The sequence below is a fragment of the Streptomyces sp. CWNU-52B genome, from assembly GCF_047444975.1.
Classification (GTDB): Bacteria; Actinomycetota; Actinomycetes; order Streptomycetales; family Streptomycetaceae; genus Streptomyces.
The window spans coordinates 22,418-38,905 of record NZ_JBLFJV010000017.1 but is presented as its reverse complement, the minus strand read 5'-3'; the positions used below and the strand labels follow the sequence as shown (position 1 = coordinate 38,905).

Sequence of the window (16,488 nt, the reverse complement as noted above, 5' to 3'; positions counted from 1 at the left end):
GACATGTGTCGCCACCCCTGGTTACAGTTGCGGAGCACCCACCGCTCCCGGTACTAGGAGGGACGTGACTACGTGGAAAGAGCGCCATGACGCAGCAGTCCGGAACCAGGAAGCCGCACAGAAGGCATACCAAGAGGCCACCGACGAACGGGCACAAGCCCTCCTCGACGGTGAAGCCGAACTCGGTACCCAAGCAGCAGTAGCCCGAGAGCTCGGGGTCACCCGAGCAGGCATCAACCGGGCCATCACCGCCTTCAAGGCCAAGCAGCCGAAGGCGTAGCTCCACCCACAACTGAAGACGGCCCAAGGCCGGCGCGCCAACGCCAGCCAAGGGCCTGACCGAACCGCCTACCTGACTAGACCAGGAGGAGAACCGGCTATGGCCGATCTTTCCATGCCCACCGCCGTGCCCGAAACGGGCCGTCGCCTCATCGCTGCGGGATTCGTCCGCCGCCTGCCCGGCCGCACCCTCACGGTGCGCGCCACGCTGGCTGGCGTCACCGGCACCATCACCCCGACCGCCGGTCTCACCCCCGCCACGGCGCAGAAGATCGACGACGACAGTGACGACGCCTGCCCCGTCTGCGGCTACTGGACGTGCCAGTGCGCCAACCCCCGCAACGCGGTCGCCGAGGCGGTGGCCGCACGATGAGCACCGCCCACGAGCCGCTGCGCGAACCCGGCTACACGCCGCCGGCGCCCTGCTCCCTGGACGTAGAGATCGCCGCCACCCGCCGGATCATCGCCGAGACCGCGCCCCTCAACATCCACAACCACATGGACATGGTGAAGGCCGCCGTCGCCCTCGACTGCCGCGTCCGCGCCCTGCTCGCCGCATACGACGCCGAGCGGGGTGAGGCGAAGTGAACGCCCACGACCCGCGCACCTGCCGCCTCTGCGCCGCCCTCCGGCACCCCGGCACCGCCCGCCAGGCCCGCGAACTCAAAGCCCACCTCGCCAAGCAGCCGCTCCCCACCCAGAAGGGAGCCGGCCGATGAACGCGCTCACCTGGATCGCGGCCCACTCCCTGCACGTCGCGGCCGTCGCCGTGACCATCGCCCTGATGGTCCCCATCGTCACCGTGTGGGTGAAGCGCAGCCGTACCAGCGGCACCCGCACCCCGGCCGCCGTGGTCGTCGCCTCGCTCGCCGCGATGGCCTGCACCGCCTACAGCGCCGACACATCCTGGAACTTCGCCGCCCACCAGCTCGGCATGACATCCGAAGCCGAGCGCGGCGCGATGTTCGCCGCCGCCGAGCTCGCCCTTTTCTCCTGCGCCCTCATGGCCCGGCAGAACCTGCGCACCCAGGACACCCCAGGAGCGCCCGGCGTCATCGTCTGGCTCATCACCGGCGTGCAGGTCATCCCCGCCTACTCCGAGTCCGGGCTCATCGGCGGCACGGTCCGCGCCGTCGTCGGCCCCGTCCTCGCCGCCCTGCTCTGGCACCTGGCCATGGGCATCGAACTGCGGCACGCCAAGCCCGGCACCGGCTCGCAGTCCCTGCCGGCGGTCATCGGACGGGAGCTGCGCGAGCGGCTCCTCTCCCGCCTCGGCCTCGCCACCCGCGACCGTAGCGCCGAGCAGATCACCCGCGACCGGGCGACCGCCCGCGCCGTTGCCCTCGCCTCCCGGCCCGCCCTCGGCCGCTGGGGACGCGCCCGCCTCGCCGCCGCCGTGGCCCGTGCCGGTGTCGGTACGGACCCCGCACAGCGGGACGTGATGATGCAGATGCTCGCCGCCCGCCGCGGCGCCCAGTCGCTGTCCAAGGTGGAACTGCGGTCGCCGTTCGAGGACGCCCAGGACGCCCCCGAGGACGCTCAGGACGCCGACGCGTCCCCCGCCGTCCTGAGCGTCCTGCCGCGTCCGGCCGTCGTCCCGGCCGGGGTCCGGCTCCTGCCGGTCGTCGCCCGCCCGACGCCCACCGTGACCCTCGAACGCGAGGACGCACAGGACGGCGACAAGACGCGCGAGCTTCCGCCCGGGACGGGCCAGGACGACCAGGACGCTGACGACGGCCCGCCGCCCACCCCGCCCCTCATGACGTCCGCCCAAGTCGCCGACCACTACGGCATCAAGCCGTCCACCGTCCGCAACTGGGTCGCCATGGAACGCATCCCCGTCCACTCCAAGGACGCCGCCGGACGCAACCTGTTCCACCCCGACCAGCTGCCCAAGTTCCACGTGGGGGTGCTCGCATGATGCGCCTCGCCTTCGGAGCCGTCCTCGGCCTGCTCGTCGCCTACCCGGCACTCCTCGCGATCGTCTGCGGCATCATCGCCGCCGTCATCACCGAGCCCGTCATGCTCACCGCCGCCGCCGGATACGCCCTCTACCCCGCGTTCGCCCGCCTCGTGAAGGGGTGGACAGCATGAGCGAGCCCGTACAGCGGCAGCAGATCGGCTACGACCTGGCCGGGAACCCCATGTACGCCCCGCCCGTCCCCTACGGACCGGCGCACTACGCAGCCCCGCCCAACGCAGTCGCGGCCCCGACCGTTCCGCTGCAGCCGATCGTCGCCCGCCCGTGGGGCGCGTACCTCGCCGGCGGATGCCTCGGCCTCCTCGCCCTCACCGTGGTCGTCGTCCTGGTCGCGTTCCTCGTGTTCGGCTTCGCGATCCTCGCCGCCGTCCTCGCCCTGTCCGTCGTCGCCCTCACGATCAGCCTGCTCGTCCTGCGCAGCATGGTCCGCGACTTCCAGAGGGGGCGCTGACCATGGCCCTCCGCCGCCGCGAGACCCAGGCCGATGATCAGGCCCGCACCGGGCGCCTCCTCGACGGCCTCGACGCCGCCTACCTCACCCGCACCGGCGACCTCATGGGCGACGCGGACCTCGACGACTTCGAGACCGTCATCGCCGCCGCCGTCCACCCGCACGACGGGGTCACCTACCCGCCTGCCGGACACGGCTACCCCCGCCGCTGACCCTGCCCTTCCGTCCCCCGCGGATCGTCCGTGGGGGTGCGGTGGGGCCGGACAGCCCGGCCTACGACCAGGAGGAACCCGCCATGTGGGACCACAGCCGCAACGAACCCGTCACCACCGCCAACACGCAGGACGAACTGGCCAAGCTGTCCGCCGCCGCCCAGCGCGCCGAGCTCTCCGGCGACACGCAGTACGCCGAAATCCTGCACGCCGGAATGAACCGGGAGCTCGACGTCCTCGACGGGCTCAACCAGGACTGACCGAGCCCTGACCAGCAACGCCAGCCACATCTGAGAGGAACCCTGTGAACCGCAGCACCACCTACCCCGCCGTCTACGCCCTGCTCCGCGTCGCCGCCGACGTCGCAGACCACTGGGTACAGAGCGACCACCAGGCCCAGCACAAGGCCAAGCCCGGCACCGAAGGCCACAAGGCCCTCGCCGGACACGTCGCCACGTACACCGCGACCCAGGCCGCCGCGCTCCTCGTCGGGAACCACGCCCTCCGCCTCGGCCTGCGCCCCCGGAACATGGCCGCCGCGCTCGCCCTGTCCGCGAGCACGCACTACCTGATCGACCGCCGCTGGCCGGTCCGCAAGGCCGCCGAAGCCACCGGCAAGGCCGCGTTCTACAACCTCGGCGGGCCGCTCGGCGGCGCGTACCTCCTCGACCAGGCCACCCACCACGCAGCCGAAGCCGTGGCCGCGTTCCTCGCCGTCCGCAACTGACCAGGGAGCACCGCATGCAGACCGACCGTCAGCAGTACATCGACGAGGCCAAGGCCGCAGCACGCAAGGCCGGACGACTGGCCACCCTCACGGAAAACGCCGCCCGCCAGGCCGGACGCCAGGACCAGGTCGCCCCGCTCGCCGCGGCCGGCGCCCTGTGGGCCGATGCCGCCCGCTGCTACGCCGCCATCGCCGCCGTCCTCCCGGACACCGACGAGACCCCGGCCGACACCACCCCGGAGGCCTGACCCATGGCGAAGGAACCGAAGCTCACCGTCTGGGAGAAGGCCCGCATCGTCGCCATCGAGGCGCAGGGCGTGAAGCGGGCCGCGGCCGGCCTCACCGTCCAGCCCGACATCGACCGCCGCATCAAGCGCATCAAGGACCGCGCCGCGAAGCGCGCCAACCGCACGTAGCTACACCCCGGGGACGGCGTCCCACCGCCAAGCAAGTCGCCGTCCCCGGGCCCCGGACCGCCCAACAGAACGACCGGAAGGCCAGCATGACCGACACCCTGATCAAGACGCCACAGGACGCCCCCGAGGACGCCGTCCCGCAGACCCAGGACGCCCAGGACGCCCCCGCCGCCCCGAGCGTCCCCGTCGACAACCCGAAGCTCCCCGACCCGGGCGTGACGACCGAGAAGCGGCGGCCGATCATCGCCCCGTGGATGCGCTCCAAGCGCGACTTCCTCGCCACCGTGGAACGCGCCGCCGGACACGCCGGATACGCCACGACGTACCACGGCCTCCGGCTCCCCTGGTACAGCGTGCAGCTGACGATGATGTCCCCGCGCGGCACCGCCCGCTTCGTCCACGCGACCTCGCGGTGGATCTGGGACCGGGAGGCCGCGCCCCTGCGCGACTGGGCCGTCCGTACCGAGGACGTCGACGAGTACATGCGCCTGTCCCGCCTGCGCTCCGGGCGCGTCCGCCTGCGCGGCTTCGTCACCGTCGTCGCCGCCGTGTTCGGCCTCGGCTTCGCCCTCTGGCTGTACGTCATGGCTCCCGAGTTCCTCTACGTGTTCGCGGCCGGCGGTGTCCTGTCCCTCGGCTACGCCGGACAGCAGCCCGACGCCCCCGTCATCGGCCCCGCGGTCATGCGCACCGAGCTGCAGAAGATGACGGGCACGATCGTGCTGCGCGCCCTCGACGCGATCGGCAACGCGAAGATCTCCGCCGCCGTCAAGAAGGGCGGCGACATGAACGGCATGCGCTTCACCTCGGAGATCACCCGCGACGGACCCGGCTACCGCGCCGACCTCGATCTGCCCTACGGCGTCGTCCCCGAGGACGTCATGGAGCAGCGCCAGGCCCTCGCCTCCGGGCTGCGCCGCAAGCTCGGCTGCGTGTGGCCCTCCGGCGACCCCGACGAACACGAGGGCCGCCTGATCCTGTGGGTGGGCGACAAGCCGATGAACGAGACGACCAAGCCCGCGTGGCCGCTCCTGAAGGCCGGACAGGTCGACCTCTTCAAGCCGGTCGTGTTCGGCAACGACCAGCGCATGCGCGACATGGCCGTCACCCTGATGTTCGCCTCGATCGTCATCGGCTCCATCCCCCGCATGGGCAAGACCTTCCTCCTGCGCCTGCTGCTGCTCATCGCCGCCCTCGATCCGCGCGCCGAGCTGTACGGCTTCGACTTCAAGGGCACCGGCGACCTGGGCCCGCTGGAGCCCGTCATGCACCGCTACCGGACCGGCGAGGACGACGACGACCTCCTGTACGTCCTGCACGCCATGCGCGAGCTCAAGGAGGAGCTCCGCCGGCGGGCGAAGGTGATCCGCAACCTGCCCAAAGCGCGCTGCCCCGAGTCGAAGGTCACCCCGGCCCTGGCCGACGACAAGAGCCTCGGGCTGCACCCGATCGTCGTCGGCTTCGACGAGTGCCAGATCCCCTTCGAGCACGAGAAGTACGGCGCCGAGCTGGAATCCATCTGCACCGATGTCGCCAAGCGCGGCCCCGCCCTCGGCATCGTCGGCATGTTCGCCACCCAGCGCCCCGACGCCAAGAGCCTCCCGCCCGGCATCTCCGCCAACGCCGTGCTCCGCTTCTGCCTCAAGGTCATGGGCCACACCGCCAACGACATGGTCCTGGGCACCGGCGCCTACAAGTCCGGCATCCGCGCCACCATGTTCTCCCGCTCCGACCGCGGCATCTGCTGGATGTCCGGCGAGGGCGACGACCCGGCCATCGTCGCGTCCGTGTTCGTCGACGGCCCCGCCGCCGAGGCCGTCGTCGCCCGCGCCCGCCAGCTGCGCGACGACTACGGCAACGTCACCGGACACGCCCTCGGACAGGGCCCGTCCGCCTCGCGCGGCATGGACGTCCTCGGCGACGTCCTCAAGGCGTTCGGCGCGGACGAGGACCAGCTGTGGTGCGAGCGGATCGCCGCCCGGCTCAAGGCCACGCTGCCGGACGTCTACGGCGAGTGGACGACCGCGTCCGTCGCCCCCGCGCTGAAGCCGTGGGGCGTCGCCACGGCGGACGTGTGGGCCACCGGAGAGGACGGCAAGGGCACCACGAAGCGCGGCATCAAGCGCGCCGACGTGGCCGCCGCAGCAGCCCGCCGGGCCGCCGACCGAGTGGCCACGTAGCCCTCACAACGGCCGCTAGACCTAGCACCCGCCCCCGCTAGGTCTAGCACCTCCACTAGCACCCGAAACAGCCCCTGAGCAGGCACCTAGCGCCTAGCAGGGGCCCCGCCCAGCCCCCCGAAACCGCCCAGAACAGGGAGAGGACACCCGCCCCATGCTGCTCGCTATGACCGCCCTGCTCGCCGCGCTCCTCGGCTACGCCGCACTCTGCCTGGCCCGACCGTTCGGCCCCTGCCGCAGGTGCAAGGGCACCGGCGAGACCACCCGCTTCAGCAAGCCCCGGACGTGCCCGCGCTGCCACGGCCGGAAGGTCCGGCTACGCGTCGGCCGGCGAGCCCACAACGCCTGGCGACGCACCCACGAGGCCGGGATCCGCTGACGCATCATGGGGTCATGGAGTCACAGATCATCCGCCCCGGCTTCCTGACCGCACACCAGACCGCGGGCACCCTCGGCATCACCCTCGGGGGCGTCCGCAAGCTCGTCCAACGCGGCCAGCTGACCCGCTCCGGCGGCACCCCGCGACAGCCCTGGTACACCGTCCAGGACGTCGGCGCCCTCGCCGCGAAACGCTCTACACGCACAGCCGCTTGACCGCAGGTCAGAGCAGTGTCACGATCTCGGAGAACAACTGTGTCCCGAAACGGGGCACCACAGACGCACACGAAGCCCCGGCGGCCCCGAGCCCCGGGGCTTCGTCGTGCCACGGAGGTGACCGTGGCCGGCATCCGCAACGGCAGGCCCTACCGCCGCCTCGTCGCCGCAGTGAAAGCCCTCGGCGCCCCCTGCTGGATCTGCGGCCACAACATCCCCGCCAACGTCGACGGCCGCACCCACCCCCTCGCCTTCACCCTCGACCACGCCGAGCCCGTGTCGAAGCGCCCCGACCTCCTGCTCGACCCCGCCAACGCCCGCTCAGCGCACCGACGGTGCAACAGCAGCCGCGGCAACCGCACCACCGCGCGGCCCAAGGCCGCGCCGCAGCGAGCCTCACGAAGGTGGTGATGCGCGTGCTGATCGTGGTCACCGGTCCGCCGGCCTCCGGCAAGTCCACCTGGATCGACGCGCACGCCAAGCCCACCGACGTGGTCATCGACCTCGACCGCATCACCCAAGCGCTCACCGGACCCGGCGCCCCCGCCTGGAACCAGAACCCCATCCAGCTCCGCGTCGCACACCGCGCCCGCTACGCAGCCATGGACGAGGCGTTCACCCTGCGCGACAAGACCGACGTGTACCTCATCCACACCATGCCCAGCGCCAAGGCACGCGCCAAGTACAGGCGGCTCGAAGCCCGCATCGTCACCGTCGACCCCGGGCGCGACGTGGTGATGCAGCGCATCGAGGCCATGCGGGACCCGGAGATGAAACGGGTCGCCGCCCGCTGGTACAACGCCCGGCGCGGACAGTCACGGGCTGCGATGCCGCAGGCGTCCCGCGCCTGGTGACCTTGATCGATCCGGGGTGCCGGCCCACTTTTTGAGGGCAGGACCGGGCGACCCAAACGCCCTTCTCGCCCGATTTTTTGCGCGGTCAAAATCGCCTCGCTATTCGCGCGAACTCGGTTCGAGTGTTTTAGCGGCGTCACTTTCTGTGACGTCACGTTGTGTCACCTCGCTAATTCCGCGAACCGGGTTCGAGTGAATTAGTGGAGGTGGCCGTGGACGTCACCGACAAGATCGCCCAGGAGCTTGGCGATCTTCACGCCGATGAGACGTCGCCCGGCATGGCTGCCGTCGCCCTTGACCTGGCCCGGGGCATCGACGGCACGGACGTGCCCGGGGTGAAGGCGAAGGCCGCCCACGAACTGCGCTCGATCATGGCCGATCTGCGGCGTCTGGCCCCCGTCGAATCGAAGGGGGACACGGTCGATGACATTGCTGAGCAGCGAAAGAAGCGCCGGGCAGCTGCCCGCGAGCAGGCCGCCGGAGGCTGACGAGGGCCGCGTGTACGGCTGGCAGACTCCGCCGATCCAGATCGCGCCGCCGTTCGCGTCCACTGCGGGGCAGGAGGCGATCGACCTGGCGGCGCGGGCGGGCCTCAAGCTCGATCCGTGGCAGCAGCACATCCTTCGTGTCGGCATGGGCGAGAAGCCGGACGGGTCGTGGGCGTCGTTCGAGGTCGCGGTGAACGTGCCGAGGCAGAACGGCAAGGGCGGTGTGATCGAGGCCCGCGAGCTGTGGGGCCTGTTCATCGGCGGCGAGGAGCTGATCCTCCACTCGGCGCACGAGTTCAAGACGGCGAAGGCCGCGTTCAAACGGATCGAGCGTCTGATCCGTAGCACTCCTGACCTGCACAAACGAGTGAAGACGTACCGGCAGACGGTCGGTGAGGAAGGCATCGAGCTGTACTCCGGGCAGCTGCTGCGGTTCATCGCCAGGAGCAAGGGCTCCGGGCGAGGGTTCACCGGGCACTGCAACGTCATGGACGAGGACATGATCCTTGGCGATCCGGAGATGGACGCGCTGCTGCCGACGATGGCCGCGGTCGAGGATCCGCAGATCTGGTACCTGGGCAGCGCCGGTATCGGTGGCCCGTCCGTGCAGCTGGGCCGTCTGCGCCGGCGGGCTCTGGCCGCGCTGGAGGCCGGGGTGCCGGACCTGTCGCTGTCGTACATGGAGTGGTCGGTGGATCCGCACGTGGACGAGTGCCCGGCGGACTGCACGGCGCACGACGATGTCGGCTCGGACGAGGCGGTGCTGAAGTCGAACCCGGGGGTCGGGTACCGGCTCACGCTGGAGAAGGTCGCCAACGAGCGGGCCACGCTCAGTGCGGCCGGGTATGCGCGTGAGCGGCTCGGGGTGGGCGAGTATCCGGCGGACGGTACGGACACGTGGCAGGTCATCGGTGAGGACGTGTGGCGGGCGCTGGCGGACGCGTCGTCGGCGCCTGAGGGTTCGGTGGTCTTCGCGATCGACATGACGCCGGAGCGCTCGCACGCCGCGATCGGTGTGGCGGGGCGGTGGCGGGGCGGCACGCATGTCGAGGTGGTTGAGCACCGGCCGGGTACCGGCTGGATCCTGGACCGCGCGGCGGAGCTCCACACGAAGTGGGCGCCGCGCTGCTGGGTGGTGGATGCGGGAGGGCCGGCCGGGTCGCTGATCGCGGACCTGGTTGAGCGGCTCGGTGTGGAGGTCGTCTCTCCGAAGGCGCGGGAGGTGGCCGCGGCGTGCGGCCAGTTCTACGACGCGGTGACCGAGCAGGCGCTGTCCCACCTTGATGAGCCGCCGTTGGCGTCGGCTCTGGCGGGCGCGCAGCAGCGTCCGCTGGGGGATGCGTGGGCGTGGGCCCGCCGTGGCGTGGGCGTGGACATCAGTCCGCTGGTCGCGGTGACCCTCGCGAAGTGGGGGCTCGGCGCCGAGGTGGAAGAGCCCAAGGACATTCTGGCGAGCGTGTGGTGAGAAGGGTGATGACATGAGGTGGTGGCCCTTCCGCCGCACGGCGTTGAAGCGTGCGATCACGTATCAGGACGTGTGGGGTTCGGGCTCGGACCCGGCGGTCCTGCGGGGCGGGAGCCAGGAGCGGGCCCTGCGCCTGGGGCCCGTGTACGCGGCCACGCGGCTGCTCGCGGACTCGGTGGCGTCCCTGCCGCTGAAGAGCTTTCGGACGGATGGGGAGGACCGGCTGCGGGCTCCGGTGCCGCCGCTGTTCCGCCGGCCTGCCGCGGTCGGTACCCGGTACGACTGGCTGCACCGGTGCATGACGTCGCTGACCCTGCGTGGCAACGCCTACGGGCTGATCGTGGCGTGGGGGCCGGACGGCTGGCCGTCCCAGATCGAGTGGCTGCACCCGGACGACGTGCACGTCCAGGACAACCTTGCGCCCGTGCCGGTCTGGTACTACAAGGGCCGCCGCCTGGAGGACGGGCAGCTGTTCCATATCCCGGCGTACACGGTGCCGGGGCAGATCCTGGGGCTGTCGCCGATCGCGTACTTCGCGACGACGACGGAGGCCGGCCTGCTGGCCAACCAGTTCGGGCGGGACTGGTTCGCCAACGGCTCCACTCCGTCGGCTGTCCTGGAGACGGACATGGTCGTCGACCGGGACGCGGCGACGATCCTGAAGGCGCGGTTCAAGGAGGCCGCGTCGGGGCGGGATGTGGTGGCGCTGGGCAACGGCGTGAAGTACCGGGCCATCTCCGTACCGGCGAACGAGTCGCAGTTCCTGGAGACCATCAAGGCGACCGCGAACCAGATCGCCGCGATCTACGGGGTGCCGCCGGAGAAGGTGGGCGGCGAGACCGGCGGCTCGCTGACCTACGCCACGGTCGAGCAGAACAGCATCGACCTGCTCACGTGGACGCTGCGGCCGTGGCTGGCACGCCTGGAGGACGCGTTCTCCTGGCTGCGCCCGCCGACCGAGGAGGCGAAGTTCAACGTGGACGCGATGCTGCGTACCGACACGCTGACCCGCTACCGCACGCACCGCATCGCCCGCGCGATCGGCCTGAACAACATCGACGAGCTGCGCAGGCTGGAAGACGAACCACCGCTGCCCGGCGGCCAGGGCAAGGACTACGCGCCGCTGGCGCTGTCGTCGGACGACAAGGAGGGATGACGTGAACAGCGACACTGAGCGTCGGTTCACGCGCGGCCTCGTGGAGGTCCGGGCGGCCGGAGACAGCAGGACGATCGGCGGGTACGCGGCGAAGTTCAACACGCTGTCCCGCAACCTCGGCGGGTTCGTCGAGCGCATCGACCCCGGGTTCTTCGCGAAGAGCGAGGGCGACGGCTGGCCGCGCGTGATGGCCCGCTACAACCACGACAACAACATGCTGCTGGGCACGACCCGCGGGAAGACGCTGCGGCTGCAGACGGACGGCACGGGCCTGGACTACAGCGTCGATGTGCCGGCCGCGCGCGGGGACGTGTACGAGCTGGTTCAGCGCGGCGACGTCTCCGAGTCGAGCTTCGCGTTCTTCACGTTCGAGGACGACTGGGCGATGACCGACGACGGGTTCCCGGTGCGGACGCTGCTGTCCGGGCAGCTGGTCGACGTGGCCCCGGTCAACGACCCGGCTTACCTGGACACGTCCACGGGCCTGCGCTCGCTGGCGGCCAAGGTCGGCGCGGACCTGGCCGAGGTGCGGGCGGCGGCCGAGGCCGACGAGCTGAAGCGGTTCCTCGGGGCTCCGGACCCCACGATCATTCCGCCGGCCGGGCAGGGCGACACCCACCCGGTCATGGCGGTACGGCAGCGGCGCGCCGAGCTCAACCGGCGCCGCACCTTCTGAGGCAGGGCGAACCCCACCTCGACACCCCATCCACCTGACGTCCCGGCCAACGCCGTGGGCGTCGTCGTCATGCCCAGGAGGGCGAGATGAGTGCGTTCATCAAGGCGCTGCAGGCCAAGCGCGCCAACGTGTGGGAGCAGACCAAGGAGCTGCTCGACACGGCGGAGAAGGAGAAGCGGGACCTCACGGCGGAGGAGGAGTCGAAGTACCAGGCGTTCAACGCGGACCTCGACAAGATCGACGTCCGGGTGAAGGACCTGACCGAGGCGGCTCAGCGGACCAAGGATGCCGAGGCGGCGTTCTCCGACCTGCTCGTCAAGCCGCAGGAGCCGGGCGCCCGCAAGACGGACGACAAGGACTCGGAGCTGCGCCGTTGGGCGCGCGGTGAGCAGCGCAGCTTCGACGTGGCGAAGCCGGAGGGGGTCGCGTTCCGTGACCTCGTCAAGGGCACCGCGACGGCGGGCGGCAACACCGTGCCCACCACGTTCTACGGCCAGCTCATGGCGCACCTCATCGAGGTGTCCGGGATCATGATGGCCGGGCCGACCGTGCTGTCCACGTCGTCCGGCGAGTCCATCGAGATCCCGGTGACGACGGCGCACTCCAGCGCCGCGCTCACCGCCGAGGCCGCAGGGATCACGGAGTCGGACCCGGCGTTCGCCAAGCGCGCCCTGGGTGCGTACAAGTACGCCGTGCTGCTGCAGGCGTCCACCGAGCTCCTCAACGACACCGGCGTGGACCTTGAGGGCTACCTGGCCATGCAGGCCGGCCGGGCGCTGGGCAACGCGTTCGGCGTCCACGCCATCACCGGTGACGGCTCGTCCAAGCCGTCGGGTGTCATCACCCTGGCGTCGGCGGGCGTGACCGGCGGCACGGGCGTGGTGGGTGCGTTCACCGCGGACAACCTGATCGACCTGTACTACTCGGTCATCGCCCCGTACAGGAACAGCACGTCGGCGGGCTGGCTGATGCGGGACTCCACGCTGGGGGCCGCGCGCAAGCTGAAGGACGGCCAGGGCCAGTACCTGTGGCAGCCGTCCCTGCAGCTCGGCGCCCCGGACACCCTGCTCAGCAAGCCGGTGCACACCGACCCGAACGTGGCGGCCCCCGCGCTGTCGGCGAAGTCTGTGGCGTTCGGGGACTTCTCGCAGTACTTCGTCCGCATGGCGGGCGGGGTGCGGTTCGAGCGCTCGGACGACTACGCGTTCAACTCCGACCTGGTGACCTTCCGCGGGATCATCCGCGCGGACGGCCTCCTCGTCGACCAGACCGGCGCGGTGAAGGTGTTCGCCGGCGGGGCGTCCTGATCCATCCGCACCCCAGGGCGGCCGCCGTCCGGTGGCCGCCCGTCGCACCCCTGAGAGGAACGACATGCGTGTCCGTATGAAGGTGACCATCTCCGGCACCCGCAACGGCGAGCCGTGGCCCGAGCGCGGCGAGATCAAGGACCTGCCCGACGGTGAGGCCAAGTACATGATCGGCGTCGGTCTGGCGGAAGAGCTTGCCGACGAGGACGGCGGCGAGGCGGCTGAGGAGAACGCGGCAGACCCGGGCGAGCCGGAGAAGGCCGCCGGCCGCCGCAAGCCGATGACGAAGTCCTCGCTCGACGGAAAGTAGCCGGAGGTCCTGGTGGCGCTGCTCACCCTCGAAGAGGCGAAGGCCCAGCTCGACATCGACGGCACCGGCGACGACACCGAGCTGGCGGTGTACGTCGAAGCTCTCACTGCCGCGATCGAGCGGCACGTGGGCCCGGTCGAGACGCGGGAGTTCACCGAGACGATCGAGGGCCGCGGCGCCTCCCTGTGTCTCTCCCACGTTCCGGCGGTGGCCCTGGTGTCGGTGACTCCGGCCGTGGAGGTGGGCGACGCCCTGGACCTGGCCGCGCTCGTCCTGGACGGCGGGCCCGGCATCGTCCGCTACCGGGGCGGCTCGTTCGCCGGAACCTTGTGGCGCGTCGTCTACACGGCCGGCCGCGGCAGCGTGCCGCCCACCATCAACCTGGCCGCGCGGATCCTGCTGCAGCATCTGTGGCGTACCCAGTACGGGGCGTCGCGCGGCCTGTCCAGTGTCGGGGGCGGTGACGACTTCTCCGTGACGGAGGCCGTGCCCGGCTGGGGCTACGCGATCCCGAACCGGGTCCTGCAGCTGCTGGAGCCGTACAAGGTTCCGCCGGGGGTGGCGTGATGCAGACCTCCCGGGTGCCGGCCGCCGTCGACGCGCTGCTGGTCATCCTGCGGGCGCGGCCTGCGCTCGCCGAGGTGGCGGTCGTGGACGGGCCGACCGCGGTGAACCTCACCCAGCGGCGCCGGATCCACATCGGCTGGTCGCCGTCCGCAGATTCCGCGGTCGGCCTCGAGCAGGCGTTCAACGCGGCCGGGGCCCGTACCCGCGACGAGTCGTTCACGATCGCCTGCTACGCCGAATCGCGGGGCGGCGACAAGGACATGGCGCTGCGGCGCGGTGACGTCTTCACGCTGGTCGGTGAGGTCGAGCAGGCGCTGCGCGGCTCGGATGCCGCACCGGAGGCGCCGACCCTGAACGGGACCGTCCTGTGGTCGGAGCTCACCGCCGGGGACCTGACGCAGTCGCACAACGAGGGCGCCATCTGCGGTCTCGCGTTCACGGTCGCCTGCCGCGCCCGTATCTGATCCACCCCTCATCCAAGGAGTACAGCCATGGCGCGAGTGCGCTACCTGGGACACGAGCAGGTGACCGTGCCCGAGCTCGGCAGGACGGTCGAGCCGGACGAAGTTGTCGAGGTCCCCGCCGACCGGTTCGAGGGCTACGTGTGCCAGCCCGGTACGTGGGAGTCCGTGGAGGAACCGAAGGACGCGGCGCCCCCGGCGCCGCTGAAGAAGATGACCGCGGCCAAGCCGCAGAAGACGGAGGGCTGATCCATGGCGATCGGATCCGGTCTCGGCGCCCAGCTGGGCATCGCACCCGAGGTGACCTACGGCACCTACGTGGCGCCGACGAAGTTCATCGAGTTCACCAAGGAATCGCTGGCGCTGAAGAAGACCACCGCGCAGTCGGCGGGCATCGCGGCGGGGCGTCTGCTGCCGCTGTCCTCGCGGCGGGTCCTCACCCGCAAGGAGGGCCAGGGCTCCATCGAGCTGGAGGTCACCAACAAGGGCATGGGGCTGCTCCTCCAGTCCCTGATGGGGACGTCGGTCACGCCTGTTCAGCAGGCGGCGACGGCGGCCTACCTGCAGACCCACACTCTGGCGTCCGTGGCGGGGAAGTCGCTCACGGTGCAGAAGGGCGTGCCGCTGACGACCGGCACGGTGACGAAGAAGAACTTCCTGGGCTGCAAGGTCATCTCGGCCGAGTTCTCGTGCGAGGTCGGCGGCATGCTGGACGCCGCGTTCGAGATCGACGCCCGGGATGTCGAAGAGTCGTCGTCGCTGGCCGCCGCGTCGTACAGCGCCATGAGCCCGTACCACTTCGGGCAGATGGCGGTGAAGACCGGCACGTACAGCTCGGAGACCGCGCTCGACGGAATCCGCAAGATGAGCTGCAAGATCGAGCGGCCGCAGGATGTCGAGCGGTTCTACGCCGGGCAGGCCGGGCTGAAGAAGGAACCGGTCGAGAACGACCAGATCAAGATCTCCGGGACGTTCGAGACGGACTACACCCACACGACCCTGGACGACCTGCACACCTCGGACGGCGCGACGAGCCTGGTGTGGGAGTTCGTCGGTCCCGTGATCGAGGACACGCACTTCGAGACGTTCCGGGTGATCCTGCCCGCGATCCGGCTGGACGAGGGCCCGCCGGTCGTCGACGGGTTCGGTGTCGTCAAGCCCAGCTTCAACTACGTGGGCCTGTTCGACGGAACCAACCAGCCGAAGATCGAGTACATGTCGACCGACATCACCCTGTGAGATCGGGGTGGTCGGGCAGATCCGTGTAACCGGTACCGGCCAGCTCCTCGAGCTGGCGGCGAAGCTGCGCCGGGCCGGTCACGAGAACATCCGCCAGTCGTACATCCGCCGTATCCGCCGTGCAGCGGAGCCGCTGCGCAGTGATCTGCAGGACGCTGTCCGGCGCCAGTCGCTGCAGTCCGCGGGCCGGGGCGCGGGGAAGCGGGGCGGGCCCTCGCCCACCACGCGCCCGTTCCGAGAGAGCATCGCGCAGGCCATCCGGATCAGCGTGCGGACCACGGGGAATCCCGGCGCGAAGGTCTGGCTCGACAAGAGCCTCCTGCCCTCGGACATCCCGGTCGGCGCGGTGAACCAGATGAACGACCTGGGCCGCCTCAGGCATCCGGTGTTCGGCAACAAGAAGCGCTGGTCCCAGCAGAGCGCCACACAGGGCTTCTGGGACAAGACCATCCGCGCGCATCAGCCGCGCATCACCCGTGAAGTCGAGCGCGTCGCCGACGACGTGCGCCGTCGCCTCGAATAGGAGCAACCCGTGATCGTCGTCTACACGCCCGGTGGTGGCGAACCCCAGCACTACGACGCCAGCAGCCTGAAGGTCTCCGAGGCGGCCATCGTGCAGCGCACCGTCGACATGAAATGGCAGGAGATCCTCGGCGGTCTCCAGGAGGACGACCTCGAGGCGATGCGCGGCATCGTCTGGGTGATCCGCAAGCGCAGCGAACCCTCCCTGCGGTGGGGCGACTTCGACCCCGGTGTCCTGGAGCTGACGTCCCGCATGGACAACGGGGAGATCGAGCGGTGGATCGCCACGGCCCTGGCGGCCGCCGATGAGGAAGTGCCCTGGGACACCGTCGAAGAGATCATCGGCAGTCGGCTGGACGAGGTGGCCGTCGATCCGGAACGGGCGCGTGCCTTCCTGGCCGCGCAGGCGCCGGGCCCAAAAGAGCCGACCCCCGAGGCGGACGGCCGGCCGGTACCGGAGGAGACGCCGGGCGAGGAGACGAGCCCGAGCCCGACATCGAACGCGCCCGAGCCGCCTACCTCGCACTCTTCGGACACCTCCTCTCCACGCCGCCGAAAGACGTCGACAACCTCACGGTCGTCGACTTCTACAACCTGATCGCC

The 16,488-nt window shown here is 70.7% G+C and carries 29 protein-coding genes; all 29 read left to right on the top strand.

The genetic code is table 11. From position 1 onward, the window contains the following. The first annotated feature begins 64 nt into the window (after positions 1-64). Positions 65-280 carry a hypothetical protein gene (locus tag ACLVWQ_RS17665; protein ID WP_414109765.1) on the top strand — a complete coding sequence of 72 codons (216 nt, stop codon included), beginning with the start codon at positions 65-67 and terminating at the stop codon, positions 278-280. Between the two features lie 99 nt (positions 281-379). After that, positions 380-652: a hypothetical protein gene (locus ACLVWQ_RS17660; RefSeq protein ID WP_414109764.1), complete on the top strand. Its 273-nt coding sequence runs from the start codon at positions 380-382 to the stop codon at positions 650-652. Then, the gene (locus ACLVWQ_RS17655; RefSeq protein ID WP_414109763.1) at positions 649-867 is read left to right on the top strand and encodes a hypothetical protein; all 219 of its coding nucleotides are present in this window, start codon (positions 649-651) and stop codon (positions 865-867) included. The genes ACLVWQ_RS17660 and ACLVWQ_RS17655 overlap by 4 nt, the downstream gene beginning before the upstream one ends. Next, positions 864-998 carry a hypothetical protein gene (locus ACLVWQ_RS17650; RefSeq protein ID WP_414109762.1) on the top strand — a complete coding sequence of 45 codons (135 nt, stop codon included), beginning with the start codon at positions 864-866 and terminating at the stop codon, positions 996-998. Before ACLVWQ_RS17655 ends, ACLVWQ_RS17650 begins: the two co-directional genes overlap by 4 nt. Continuing rightward, positions 995-2,200 carry a hypothetical protein gene (locus ACLVWQ_RS17645; protein WP_414109760.1) on the top strand — a complete coding sequence of 402 codons (1,206 nt, stop codon included), beginning with the start codon at positions 995-997 and terminating at the stop codon, positions 2,198-2,200. The genes ACLVWQ_RS17650 and ACLVWQ_RS17645 overlap by 4 nt, the downstream gene beginning before the upstream one ends. After that, the gene (locus ACLVWQ_RS17640) at positions 2,197-2,373 is read left to right on the top strand and encodes a hypothetical protein (protein WP_414109759.1); all 177 of its coding nucleotides are present in this window, start codon (positions 2,197-2,199) and stop codon (positions 2,371-2,373) included. Before ACLVWQ_RS17645 ends, ACLVWQ_RS17640 begins: the two co-directional genes overlap by 4 nt. Further along, the gene (locus ACLVWQ_RS17635; protein WP_414109758.1) at positions 2,370-2,711 is read left to right on the top strand and encodes a hypothetical protein; all 342 of its coding nucleotides are present in this window, start codon (positions 2,370-2,372) and stop codon (positions 2,709-2,711) included. The genes ACLVWQ_RS17640 and ACLVWQ_RS17635 overlap by 4 nt, the downstream gene beginning before the upstream one ends. A 2-nt stretch (positions 2,712-2,713) precedes the next feature. Continuing rightward, complete coding sequence (locus ACLVWQ_RS17630) at positions 2,714-2,923, top strand: hypothetical protein (RefSeq protein WP_414109756.1); 210 nt, start codon at positions 2,714-2,716, stop codon at positions 2,921-2,923. A gap of 83 nt (positions 2,924-3,006) precedes the next feature. Continuing rightward, a complete protein-coding gene (locus ACLVWQ_RS17625; RefSeq protein ID WP_414109755.1) occupies positions 3,007-3,183 on the top strand; it encodes a hypothetical protein in 177 nt (58 codons plus the stop codon). Between the two features lie 44 nt (positions 3,184-3,227). Then, a complete protein-coding gene (locus ACLVWQ_RS17620) occupies positions 3,228-3,650 on the top strand; it encodes a transcriptional regulator (RefSeq protein WP_414109754.1) in 423 nt (140 codons plus the stop codon). 14 nt (positions 3,651-3,664) lie between these two features. After that, the gene (locus ACLVWQ_RS17615) at positions 3,665-3,898 is read left to right on the top strand and encodes a hypothetical protein (protein WP_414109753.1); all 234 of its coding nucleotides are present in this window, start codon (positions 3,665-3,667) and stop codon (positions 3,896-3,898) included. Positions 3,899-3,901: 3 nt separating this feature from the next. Next, the gene (locus ACLVWQ_RS17610) at positions 3,902-4,066 is read left to right on the top strand and encodes a DUF6257 family protein (RefSeq protein ID WP_414109752.1); all 165 of its coding nucleotides are present in this window, start codon (positions 3,902-3,904) and stop codon (positions 4,064-4,066) included. A gap of 86 nt (positions 4,067-4,152) precedes the next feature. Next, positions 4,153-6,246 carry a cell division protein FtsK gene (locus tag ACLVWQ_RS17605; RefSeq protein WP_414109751.1) on the top strand — a complete coding sequence of 698 codons (2,094 nt, stop codon included), beginning with the start codon at positions 4,153-4,155 and terminating at the stop codon, positions 6,244-6,246. Between the two features lie 154 nt (positions 6,247-6,400). Beyond that, entirely contained in the window at positions 6,401-6,625 is a 225-nt protein-coding gene (locus tag ACLVWQ_RS17600; protein WP_414109749.1) for a hypothetical protein, read from the top strand. A gap of 14 nt (positions 6,626-6,639) precedes the next feature. After that, positions 6,640-6,840 (top strand): hypothetical protein, encoded by a 201-nt coding sequence (locus ACLVWQ_RS17595; protein WP_414109747.1) that lies wholly within the window; start codon positions 6,640-6,642, stop codon positions 6,838-6,840. Between the two features lie 123 nt (positions 6,841-6,963). Next, positions 6,964-7,251 (top strand): HNH endonuclease, encoded by a 288-nt coding sequence (locus ACLVWQ_RS17590; RefSeq protein ID WP_414109746.1) that lies wholly within the window; start codon positions 6,964-6,966, stop codon positions 7,249-7,251. Beyond that, positions 7,251-7,694 carry an AAA family ATPase gene (locus ACLVWQ_RS17585; RefSeq protein WP_414109745.1) on the top strand — a complete coding sequence of 148 codons (444 nt, stop codon included), beginning with the start codon at positions 7,251-7,253 and terminating at the stop codon, positions 7,692-7,694. The genes ACLVWQ_RS17590 and ACLVWQ_RS17585 overlap by 1 nt, the downstream gene beginning before the upstream one ends. A 212-nt stretch (positions 7,695-7,906) precedes the next feature. After that, complete coding sequence (locus ACLVWQ_RS17580; protein WP_414109744.1) at positions 7,907-8,182, top strand: hypothetical protein; 276 nt, start codon at positions 7,907-7,909, stop codon at positions 8,180-8,182. A gap of 10 nt (positions 8,183-8,192) precedes the next feature. Then, the gene (locus ACLVWQ_RS17575; RefSeq protein WP_414109743.1) at positions 8,193-9,647 is read left to right on the top strand and encodes a terminase; all 1,455 of its coding nucleotides are present in this window, start codon (positions 8,193-8,195) and stop codon (positions 9,645-9,647) included. Between the two features lie 13 nt (positions 9,648-9,660). Further along, positions 9,661-10,803, top strand: a complete 1,143-nt coding sequence (locus tag ACLVWQ_RS17570) for a phage portal protein (RefSeq protein ID WP_414109742.1) — start codon at positions 9,661-9,663, stop codon at positions 10,801-10,803. Position 10,804: 1 nt separating this feature from the next. Further along, positions 10,805-11,479, top strand: coding sequence for an HK97 family phage prohead protease (locus ACLVWQ_RS17565; RefSeq protein WP_414109741.1), 675 nt, complete (start codon positions 10,805-10,807; stop codon positions 11,477-11,479). An 86-nt stretch (positions 11,480-11,565) separates the two neighbouring features. Further along, complete coding sequence (locus tag ACLVWQ_RS17560; protein WP_414109740.1) at positions 11,566-12,786, top strand: phage major capsid protein; 1,221 nt, start codon at positions 11,566-11,568, stop codon at positions 12,784-12,786. A gap of 64 nt (positions 12,787-12,850) precedes the next feature. Continuing rightward, positions 12,851-13,096, top strand: a complete 246-nt coding sequence (locus ACLVWQ_RS17555) for a hypothetical protein (protein WP_414109739.1) — start codon at positions 12,851-12,853, stop codon at positions 13,094-13,096. 12 nt (positions 13,097-13,108) lie between these two features. Then, positions 13,109-13,663, top strand: a complete 555-nt coding sequence (locus ACLVWQ_RS17550; RefSeq protein WP_414109738.1) for a head-tail connector protein — start codon at positions 13,109-13,111, stop codon at positions 13,661-13,663. After that, a complete protein-coding gene (locus ACLVWQ_RS17545; RefSeq protein ID WP_414109737.1) occupies positions 13,663-14,127 on the top strand; it encodes a hypothetical protein in 465 nt (154 codons plus the stop codon). Before ACLVWQ_RS17550 ends, ACLVWQ_RS17545 begins: the two co-directional genes overlap by 1 nt. Before the next feature lie 27 nt (positions 14,128-14,154). Then, positions 14,155-14,373, top strand: a complete 219-nt coding sequence (locus tag ACLVWQ_RS17540) for a hypothetical protein (RefSeq protein WP_414109735.1) — start codon at positions 14,155-14,157, stop codon at positions 14,371-14,373. Between the two features lie 3 nt (positions 14,374-14,376). Continuing rightward, complete coding sequence (locus tag ACLVWQ_RS17535; protein WP_414109734.1) at positions 14,377-15,363, top strand: phage tail tube protein; 987 nt, start codon at positions 14,377-14,379, stop codon at positions 15,361-15,363. 7 nt (positions 15,364-15,370) lie between these two features. After that, positions 15,371-15,886, top strand: coding sequence for a hypothetical protein (locus ACLVWQ_RS17530; protein ID WP_414109733.1), 516 nt, complete (start codon positions 15,371-15,373; stop codon positions 15,884-15,886). A gap of 9 nt (positions 15,887-15,895) precedes the next feature. Further along, the gene (locus ACLVWQ_RS17525) at positions 15,896-16,483 is read left to right on the top strand and encodes a hypothetical protein (protein ID WP_414109732.1); all 588 of its coding nucleotides are present in this window, start codon (positions 15,896-15,898) and stop codon (positions 16,481-16,483) included. Positions 16,484-16,488: the final 5 nt, after the last annotated feature.

Coding starts and splice junctions, on each gene's coding strand:
- ACLVWQ_RS17540 (WP_414109735.1), top strand. CDS start 14,155: ATGGCGCGAGTGCGCTACCTGGGACACGAGCAGGTGACCGTGCCCGAG.
- ACLVWQ_RS17655 (WP_414109763.1), top strand. CDS start 649: ATGAGCACCGCCCACGAGCCGCTGCGCGAACCCGGCTACACGCCGCCG.
- ACLVWQ_RS17640 (WP_414109759.1), top strand. CDS start 2,197: ATGATGCGCCTCGCCTTCGGAGCCGTCCTCGGCCTGCTCGTCGCCTAC.
- ACLVWQ_RS17630 (WP_414109756.1), top strand. CDS start 2,714: ATGGCCCTCCGCCGCCGCGAGACCCAGGCCGATGATCAGGCCCGCACC.
- ACLVWQ_RS17560 (WP_414109740.1), top strand. CDS start 11,566: ATGAGTGCGTTCATCAAGGCGCTGCAGGCCAAGCGCGCCAACGTGTGG.
- ACLVWQ_RS17535 (WP_414109734.1), top strand. CDS start 14,377: ATGGCGATCGGATCCGGTCTCGGCGCCCAGCTGGGCATCGCACCCGAG.
- ACLVWQ_RS17600 (WP_414109749.1), top strand. CDS start 6,401: ATGCTGCTCGCTATGACCGCCCTGCTCGCCGCGCTCCTCGGCTACGCC.
- ACLVWQ_RS17645 (WP_414109760.1), top strand. CDS start 995: ATGAACGCGCTCACCTGGATCGCGGCCCACTCCCTGCACGTCGCGGCC.
- ACLVWQ_RS17595 (WP_414109747.1), top strand. CDS start 6,640: ATGGAGTCACAGATCATCCGCCCCGGCTTCCTGACCGCACACCAGACC.
- ACLVWQ_RS17615 (WP_414109753.1), top strand. CDS start 3,665: ATGCAGACCGACCGTCAGCAGTACATCGACGAGGCCAAGGCCGCAGCA.
- ACLVWQ_RS17585 (WP_414109745.1), top strand. CDS start 7,251: ATGCGCGTGCTGATCGTGGTCACCGGTCCGCCGGCCTCCGGCAAGTCC.
- ACLVWQ_RS17625 (WP_414109755.1), top strand. CDS start 3,007: ATGTGGGACCACAGCCGCAACGAACCCGTCACCACCGCCAACACGCAG.
- ACLVWQ_RS17570 (WP_414109742.1), top strand. CDS start 9,661: ATGAGGTGGTGGCCCTTCCGCCGCACGGCGTTGAAGCGTGCGATCACG.
- ACLVWQ_RS17610 (WP_414109752.1), top strand. CDS start 3,902: ATGGCGAAGGAACCGAAGCTCACCGTCTGGGAGAAGGCCCGCATCGTC.
- ACLVWQ_RS17545 (WP_414109737.1), top strand. CDS start 13,663: ATGCAGACCTCCCGGGTGCCGGCCGCCGTCGACGCGCTGCTGGTCATC.
- ACLVWQ_RS17605 (WP_414109751.1), top strand. CDS start 4,153: ATGACCGACACCCTGATCAAGACGCCACAGGACGCCCCCGAGGACGCC.
- ACLVWQ_RS17660 (WP_414109764.1), top strand. CDS start 380: ATGGCCGATCTTTCCATGCCCACCGCCGTGCCCGAAACGGGCCGTCGC.
- ACLVWQ_RS17555 (WP_414109739.1), top strand. CDS start 12,851: ATGCGTGTCCGTATGAAGGTGACCATCTCCGGCACCCGCAACGGCGAG.
- ACLVWQ_RS17635 (WP_414109758.1), top strand. CDS start 2,370: ATGAGCGAGCCCGTACAGCGGCAGCAGATCGGCTACGACCTGGCCGGG.